The 8,078-nt window shown below is 71.0% G+C and carries 8 protein-coding genes; 4 read left to right on the top strand and 4 right to left on the bottom strand.

The window, feature by feature from the left end:
- From ACRX5W_RS17430 to ACRX5W_RS17415, 4 genes are all read right to left on the bottom strand, one after another.
- A partial coding sequence (locus ACRX5W_RS17430) for an RNA ligase family protein (protein WP_436789084.1) occupies positions 1–811 on the bottom strand: 811 nt, incomplete at its 3' end.
- A 157-nt stretch (positions 812–968) separates the two neighbouring features.
- Positions 969–1,490, bottom strand: a complete 522-nt coding sequence (locus tag ACRX5W_RS17425) for an N-acetyltransferase family protein (RefSeq protein WP_436789083.1) — start codon at positions 1,488–1,490, stop codon at positions 969–971.
- Positions 1,491–1,642: 152 nt separating this feature from the next.
- Complete coding sequence (locus ACRX5W_RS17420; protein WP_436789082.1) at positions 1,643–2,518, bottom strand: LLM class flavin-dependent oxidoreductase; 876 nt, start codon at positions 2,516–2,518, stop codon at positions 1,643–1,645.
- A 333-nt stretch (positions 2,519–2,851) separates the two neighbouring features.
- Positions 2,852–3,781, bottom strand: coding sequence for an NAD-dependent epimerase/dehydratase family protein (locus ACRX5W_RS17415; protein WP_436789081.1), 930 nt, complete (start codon positions 3,779–3,781; stop codon positions 2,852–2,854).
- Between the two features lie 66 nt (positions 3,782–3,847).
- Here ACRX5W_RS17415 and ACRX5W_RS17410 point away from each other — a divergent pair, with 66 nt between their 5' ends.
- The 4 genes from ACRX5W_RS17410 to ACRX5W_RS17395 all read left to right on the top strand — a co-directional run bounded on the left by ACRX5W_RS17410 (position 3,848) and on the right by ACRX5W_RS17395 (position 8,072).
- On the top strand, positions 3,848–4,447 hold the full coding sequence (locus ACRX5W_RS17410) for a TetR/AcrR family transcriptional regulator (RefSeq protein ID WP_436789080.1): 600 nt from the start codon (positions 3,848–3,850) through the stop codon (positions 4,445–4,447).
- A 175-nt stretch (positions 4,448–4,622) separates the two neighbouring features.
- Positions 4,623–6,221 carry an ABC transporter substrate-binding protein gene (locus tag ACRX5W_RS17405; RefSeq protein WP_436789079.1) on the top strand — a complete coding sequence of 533 codons (1,599 nt, stop codon included), beginning with the start codon at positions 4,623–4,625 and terminating at the stop codon, positions 6,219–6,221.
- Positions 6,222–6,249: 28 nt separating this feature from the next.
- The gene (locus tag ACRX5W_RS17400) at positions 6,250–7,197 is read left to right on the top strand and encodes an ABC transporter permease (RefSeq protein ID WP_436789078.1); all 948 of its coding nucleotides are present in this window, start codon (positions 6,250–6,252) and stop codon (positions 7,195–7,197) included.
- Between the two features lie 23 nt (positions 7,198–7,220).
- Positions 7,221–8,072, top strand: a complete 852-nt coding sequence (locus ACRX5W_RS17395; RefSeq protein WP_436789077.1) for an ABC transporter permease — start codon at positions 7,221–7,223, stop codon at positions 8,070–8,072.
- Positions 8,073–8,078 lie beyond the last annotated feature (6 nt).

Here is an 8,078-nt window from a genome sequence, read left to right as displayed (position 1 = left end):
GCGGGGGCAGGGAGGGCCGCGCGCCGCTGTAGCGGCGGTCTTCGGCGAAAGCTTGCTGCTTGACCTTGACCAACGGTCGTACGACGGAAGCGTCTTCCGCATCCTCGCGCCATTCCCCGGCGGGTTTGAGCACATATCCCTCGGCGAGGTTGCCGTCCAGCTCCGGGAGCCTGAGAAGGGCGGGGACTCGGGTCGGGAACGCGGTGGGAAGGTCGTCCAGTCGGCGCCGCGGGCCGCGGCCGAGCAGTGGGGCGCAGGGCAGCCCGACCCCGGCAGCGACCGTGCGCAGGACGCGGTCGGAGATCCACAGGCGTCCGCCGGAGGTGTCGACGACGGCGTCGAACAGCAGCCAGTGCAGTCCGGGCGCGTACCACACGCCGGTCTGCACGGGGTCGACGCCGGGCTCGGCGGGCACATCGGGGTGCGGGTAACGGCCGCCGGCGAGTTCGCCGTAAAGCGTGATCGCCGCAACGGGTGTCGTGTCCGTCGCGCCGCCCGCACGGCCGCCCCGGTGCCTGCGTCCTGCCGCGCGCAGGGTCGCGGCGAAGCGGTCCGCGGCCACCGCCAGCGCGGGCCAGATGCGGCTGACGCCGAAGAACGCGTCGAGGTCGTCGTCGCCGAGGAGTTCGCGGCGTTTCGCGGGCCGCGTCCCGGCCGCGTCGCAGACGACCGCGAAGTGCGCTCCGTGGACCTTCTCGGCCGCGACCCACTCGCGTGCGCCCGGTGCCGGCGTGCCGCCGCTTGCCGGGATCTTCGGGTACGGCCGCAGCGTGGTCGTGCCCGCGGCCTGGCCGTCATCGGCGTCGCTCATGGGAGCCGATCGTGGCCCGCGCGCTGTGGTCGGGGCAACAGGGTTGTTACGCCTTGGGGTTCGCGAGGCCGGTGGATCGCGTGCCTCGGATCGGGAGGGTGATCGATTGGTGAACCAGCGGCCCAACCGATCGTCACGAGTCCCGGGAAGTCGCGCTTCAGTCGTCCGTGAGCTCTCGTACGAAGACGATGCGATCCAGTCCGGGGCCGTCGTAGTCCTTGTGCACTTCGCCGGAGCCGTTCTCGGACGGTTTCTCGGTGAATCCCAGTGCGGCGTGGAACGCCCGGGAGCCGGAGTTGCCCGGGCTGGTGACGCAGTGGACGTACCGGCGGCCGTGGGCGCGTGCGGTGTCGAAGAACGCGCTGTAGAGCGCGGCGGCGACGCCCTGGCCTCGCAGTTCGGGGGCCACGCCGACGAAGTGGATGTAAGCGGTGTCGGTGTCGCTCTGCGAGAGGAAGCCGATGAGGAAGGCGCCGATGGTGCCGTCTTGTTGTTCCCCGAGGAAGCTGGTCGTGGTGAAGTGCTGGAAGAACAGCCTGGGGAGAAGCAGGGCGCGCTGCCGTGAGCCGTCGTCGCCGCCGAACCCGCCCCACCAGCGGTCCAGCACGGCGAGCACGCGTGCTTGATCGGTCTCCCGTGGGCGACGAACGGTCAATCCGGCGACGGAGTTGGTCGACATCGGACAAGTGTGGCAGCCGACGACCGGGGCGGGTTCGCGGCCCCCAGGCGCCCTTGAACCCGCCGCCGGCCCGCGTCCTCTTGGGGCAGGCGTGCGGAAACGCCCCGATGCCTGACGGCCCGTTCCGCCGGCCGCGGCCGGCGTGAGGCTCGTCAGCGGAGGTTTTCGATCACCTCGCCGAAGGCTTCCAGGGTGGGTGTGGTCGCGAAGTCGGTGAACCAGGCGTAGCAGCGTTCGATGCCCTGGTCGGCGAGTTTGCGGAAGTGCGGGGTCAGTTCGGCGGCGGTTCCGGTGACGAGGCCGCCGCCGACGTTGAGGGGACCGAAGCGGCGCTGCGCCTTCGCGACGATCTCGTCGCGCTCGGTTTCGCTCGGGATGAATGTGACGAACTGCTGAAGCGATACACGTGCCTTGCCCGCGCGGGGACGCAGGCGATCGAGTTCGGGCAGCCGGCCGATCTGAATGTTCCACCAATCCGCGTACTCGGCGACAAGTTCGAGCGTTCGTGGGCCGGTTCCGCCGATAGTGATCGGGATGGGCGCGGTCGGTGTCGGCCGGGCTGCGACGTTGTGGAGGAAATGGTGGTTGCCCGCGTAACTGACGGTCTCGCCGGTCCAGAGCAGTCGCAGTACGGCGAGGGTCTCGGCGAGCCGGTCGACCCGCACGCGCGGGGTGGCGTCGCCGATTCCGTACGCGGAGATCTCGCTCGGCGCGGAACCCCAGCCGAGTCCCAGCTCGAAGCGCCCTCCGGAGGCGTGATCGAGCGTGACGGCCTGCTTGGCCAGCACCACGGGGTTGCGGAACATGTCGCACAGCACCAGGTGGCCCACGCTCAGCCGCGCGGTGTGGGCGGCGAGCCAGGTGGCCGTGGTCATCGCCTCGAACATCGGAGCCTGTTCGGCCGCGGGCGGCGCCAGGTGGTCCATCATCGCGATGCCGGCGAACCCGGCCCGCTCGGCCGCGACCGCCCGCTCGACGATCTCGGGCATCGACATGCGCATCTGCGGAAGGTACAGATGAAATTCCATCGTGCTCCTCGGGTCGACCGTCTTGCGTGACAGCGGGCGCGTGCTCCGCCCGGCATGGTCGAGCCGGACGGCGACTCGTGTCGAGCGCTTACGGTAGACAACGCGGGCGGCCGTCCCAAGGGCGGCGTCCGTCCCAAGGTCGGCCGCCCGTCCCAAGGTCGGCGTCTGTTGTCGCGAGGTTGTCCCGGAGGCGATGTCAACGGGCAGGCCGTGCTTGCCCGATGCCTCGGGGCCACTTCGACGGAGGCCTTTCCGAGTCCCGGCCCCGGGCCGGGCGGCCGAGCTCGTCCTCCTAGCGATGCCCGTCCCCTCTGTGCCTGCGGGAGCCCCGAGTCAGGCTCCGCGGCGGGTTCGGTACCAGTCGAGTGTCGCGGCGATGCCCTCGGCGTGCGCGGTTGTGCCGACGGGGCCGAAGGCCTCGCGGAACGCGGAGTCGTCGGCGATGAACGGGCGATCGCGCTGGTACCACGTCTCGCCGAGTTCGCGTACGACGGGGTTGACGAGCCCGAGCAGGCGTTGCGTCGTGCGGCCGAGGCCGGCGATCTTCGGCTTGCCGCCGGCTGTCGACCATACGAGACCGAGGAAGTCGCGGCCGGTGATCGGTTCGGCGGCGGGCAGGTGCCACGCGCGGCCGTCGGCCTCGGGACGCTCGCCGAGAGTGACCAGGCCTGCGGCGATGTCGGGGAGGTAGGCGACGGTGTGCGGCTGGTCGAGGTCGCCCACCCAGCGGGCGGTCTTTCCGGCCAGGGCGGCGGCGAAGACGGTGGGGCCGATGGTGGTGTTGACGCCGCCGGGGCCGTAGTAGTCGGAGGCACGTCCCAGGGTCGCGCGGATGCGCCCTGCCTGGTGGGCGTCGAGGATCAGCCTGTCGACTTCCGCACGGGCCCGGCCCTTGGGGTTGGTCGCGACGTGGGGCATGTCCTCGGTCATGGGAGTGTCCACAGGGCCGTAGACGTACAGGTTGTCGGCCATGACGAGCTTCGCCCCCGCGGCCTCGACGCCTGCCAGGACCGTACGCGTGAGGTCGGGGAACTCCTGGGCCCAGCGCTCGTATTTGGGTTGTGCGCACTGGTACACGACCTCGGCGCCCGCGCAGGCGGCGGTCGAGCCCTCGATCGTGCCGATGTCCGCCGGAAAGCCGCGGGAGCCGGCGGGCGCGTTTCTGCTGACGGCGCGCACGCTGTGGCCGCGAGCTGTCAGTTCCGCGATCACGGCCGAGCCGATCGCGCCGGTGGCGCCGAGGACGACGTGCAGTCCGGACATGGATGCGGCTCCCGATCCTTGATACGAAACGCTGTTATATAATGACGTTACGTTATGCTGGTCGCCATGGCAAGGCCAAGAAACCGCGATTACGCCGAACTGCGCCGCGACCTCGTCGACGCCGCCGGCCGCCTGCTGGCCGCCGAGGGCCCGCAGGCGTTGAGTACGCGCCGCGTCGCGCAGGAGGTGGGTGTCTCCACGACGGCCGTCTACAGCCTCTTCGGCGACAAGGCCGGCCTGGTCCGCGAGATGTTCCTCGCCGGCTTCCAGCGCCTCGGCGATGCCTTCTCCGGTGTGCCGCGCACCGACGATCCCGTTGCCGATCTGCTGGCCCTCGGCCGCGCCTACCGTGCGAGCGCACTGGCCAACCCCCACTTGTACGAGCTCATGTTCGGCCGGGCGGTTCCCGGTTTTCAGCCCGACGCCCGAACGCTTGTGCTGATCCGGCCCACGTTCGACGTACTCGTCGCGGCCACCGTCCGCTGCGTGGAAGAGGGCGCATTCGCTCGCGCCGACCCGCACGACCTCGCCGTCCGGTTGAACGCGTTGGCCCACGGCCTGTGCAGCCTCGAACTACGCGGCGCCCTCGGTGATTTCGAGGACGCGCGAAGGCAGTGGGACGGTGCGTTCGACGCGATGCTGCGGGGGATGGCGGGGGAGGGCTGAGGCCGGATCTGTCTCGGTCGAAGTGGCGTTGGCGGCAGCTTTTTCGTCGCGTCAGGCGGGCCGGGCCGACGCGTCCTCCATGGTTTGTGGGCGGGCGACCGGAAGGACTTATTGATATTGAAAATCATTGCCGATAGTCTCCTGGCGGTCGGTCCCCGCCTGGCTCAGGAGAACCATGTCCCAGTCCATAGAACGTCGCCGCTTCCTGCGCGCAACCGCCGGAGGCGCGGTCGCGGTCGCCGCCGGGTCGGCATTTCTTGTCGGGTGCTCCGATGACGGAGGCGCTGCCGATCCGGCTGCGGCGCCTGCCGGGCCGAAGAGGCGCGGGGGGACGTTGCGTGCCGCATTCGTCGGCGGAGGCGCGGCGGAGACGCTCGACCACTTCCGGGGCCCGACGCCCATGGACTTCGTGCGTGCGCGTGCGTGGCACGGGGCTCTCGGGAACCTCGACCCGGCCGCGCCCGACGGTGTCCGGTACGGAGTGCTGGAGGGCATCGATGTCTCGGACGACCTCGGCACGTACACGCTGCGGGTACGGCCGGGCGTGCGGTTCACCGACGGGTCGCCGGTCACCGCACGCGACGTGCTCTACTCGCTCGCCGGCCCCGCCAAGAGCAGCCCGTTGCCGGTGTACAAGATGCCCGCAGCCAACTTCGACTTCGACCGGGCGCGTGCCGAGGGGGACCTGACGGTCGTCCTGCCGACCCGCAAACCGATCGCCGACGGACGGTTGATCCTGTGCCAGGGCACCTTCCTCGTCGTCAAGGACGGCACGACGGAGTATTCGACGAGGACGCCGACGTGCGGTCCGTTCAAACTCACCCGCTTCGACCCCGGCCAGGGTGCCGCATTCGTACGCAACGACGACTACTACGGGCTCGCGCTCGGCGGCGGCCCGTACCTCGACGGCCTGGAACTGCGCTCGATCCCCGCGGGCGATGCCCGGGCAGGGGCGCTGACCGGGGGACAGGTCGACTTCGCGCACGACCTCCCGCCGGTCACCGCGCGCACGCTGGAGGCGGACGGCCGCGTGGTTCTCACGCCGACCGCGAGCCCGTACCTGGTCGGGCTGTCGTTCCGCATGAACATGGCCGTCAAGCCGTTCGACGACCCCAGGGTCCGCGAGGCGTTCAAACTCGCCGTCGACCGCGAGGGCATGGTCAAGACAGTGCTGTTCGGGCGCGGCACGGTGGGCAACGACCTGCCGTCCATCGGCTTCGCGGACTACGCGCGGGACATACCGCAGCGTGCCTACGACCCTGATCGCGCACGGCAGTTGCTGCGCGAGGCCGGTGCCGAGGGGATGGAGGTCACGTTGACCACCGGACCGGAGACGCCCGGCATGGTCGAGGCCGCGACGCTGTATGTCGAAGACCTCAAGAAGGTCGGCGTACGCGCCGCACTGCGCGAGTTGCCGGCGGGCCAACTCTTCGCCGACTTCCCCGCCTACACCCGCCTGCCGCTGGCCGCCTCGTTCCACGTGCCGGTCCCTGCACTGTCCTCCTACCAGGTCACCACGGCAGGCGGCGCCCCGGGCGCGCTGGGCTGGAACCGGCCCGACGTCGACGCCCTGGTGGGACAGGCCCGCGGGGAACGCAACCCCCTGCGTGCGCAAGAGGCAGGCGCCGCGGCACAGTTGGCGATGTGGCGCGACGGCAACACGGTTCTGCCGGTGTTCAAGCCGTACATGAACGCAGCGTCGCGCAACGTCGCCGGTGTCGCGGACGATCTGTTCGAGCAGTTCCCGGGCTTCGCCCAGGCCTCACTGCAATGACGTTGGTGCAGCCGGGAGTTCGGGCGACGTGACCATGCTCCGCTATGTGATCCGACGGCTCGTCCTCGCCGCCGTGGTCCTCGTGCTGTTGTCGGTGGCGGTCTTCGCGGCGACCGAGGTACTGCCCGGGGACGCGGGCGACGTGGTGGCCGGGGTCGACGCGTCCCCCGAGGAACGCGCGCGAGTGCGAGCCGAGTTGGGGCTCGACCGGCCGGCGGTCATGCGCTACTTGGACTGGGCCTCCGGTGCCGTCCGGGGAGACCTCGGCACCGGCTTCGTGGGCCGGCGGGCCGTCGCCGACGTGGTGGCCGACCGGCTGCCGAACAGCCTGCTGCTCGCGGCGCTCGCACTCGTCGTCGCCGTCCCGATCGCGGTGGCCTTGGGGCTGGCCGCGGGCATGCGCGCCGGGCGACCGCTCGACCGGTGGATCTCCGGAGTCACCCAAGCCATGGTCGGCATACCGGAGTTCGTCACCGCAGGCCTGCTGCTGGCGGTGTTCGCCGTGTGGTGGCCGGTACTTCCCCAGGTGTCACTGGTTCCGCTCGGCGCGTCGCCGCTGCACGCCCCGGAGATTCTTGTCCTTCCGGTGCTGACGTTGTCGGTCGTCGGCCTGGCGGCGGCCACACGGCTCATCCGTGCGAGCGCGGCCGACATCAGCGCCACGCCGTATGTCGAATCCGCGCGGCTGAACGGCGTGTACGGGCTGCGCCTCGCGGTCCGGCACGTACTGCCCGGAGCATGGGGACCGGCCGTCCAGGCCCTCGCCCTCACCACCGCGGGGCTCGTCGGCGGCACCGTCGTGGTGGAGAACGTCTTCGGGTACCCGGGCATCGGCCGCGAACTCCAACTCGCCGTCGCCGGGCGGGACATCCCCATGGTGCAGGGCATCGCGCTGTCGCTGTGCGCGGTCACGCTGGTCACGCTGCTCATCGGCGACGTCATCGCGCGCCTGATCGACCCCAGGGGTGCGGCATGACGCTCGGCGGAACAGGAACTCCCATGGCAGAGACGGACACTGCCCGGAGTCCCCGCGAACACACCGGGGCCGGACGGCGACGGTCGCCGACAACCGTGCTCACCGCCGGCGGACTGCTGTTCGTGTTCGCCACCGCTCTCATCGGCCCGTGGGTGGCGCCGCACGCGCCCACCGAACAGGTCGGCATGCCCTTCGAAGCACCGGATGGGACACACCTGCTCGGCACCGACGTCCTCGGCCGGGACGTGCTGAGCCGCGTACTCCACGGCGGGCGGGTGATCGTGGTGTCGAGCGTGTGCGCGACCATCGCCACGTCCTTGATCGGGATCGTGGTCGGCCTGTGGGCAGGGCTCGGCGACGGGCGCTTTCGCGAGGCGGTGGTGCGTGCCGTCGACGTCCTCGCCGCGGTGCCCGCGCTGCTGCTCATGCTGGTCCTCGCGGCGGGATATCCCGCAAGCGACACCGCCGTGGTGGCCGCCGTGGCCCTGACCACGCTGCCGTTCTCCGTCCGCGTCGTACGCGCCGCCGCGCGAAGACTCGCCGGCCGCGGCTACATCGAAGCCGCCCTCGCCCGGGGCGACGGCACGCTGCACCTGCTCCGGTATGACGTGCTGCCCAACCTCGCCGGACCGCTGGCCGCCGACGCCGGGATCCGCCTCGTCGCCGGGGTCCACCTGACGGCCACCGCCGGGTTCCTCGGACTCGGCCGGGGCGCACCCGAGGCGAACTGGGGGCGGATGGTGCAGGAGAACCTGCCCGGGGCCAAGTTGACCACGGCCCCGTTTCTGGCCCCCACCGTGCTGCTGGTGGTTTTCGCCGTCTCAGCCGGCGTTCTCGCCGACCGGCTCGCGGAGTCGTGGGGGAGTGACGCGTGATCAAGG

This window comes from Yinghuangia sp. YIM S10712 (assembly GCF_051388935.1).
GTDB lineage: Bacteria > Actinomycetota > Actinomycetes > Streptomycetales > Streptomycetaceae > Yinghuangia.
This window is presented reverse-complemented; position numbering and strand designations above follow the sequence as displayed.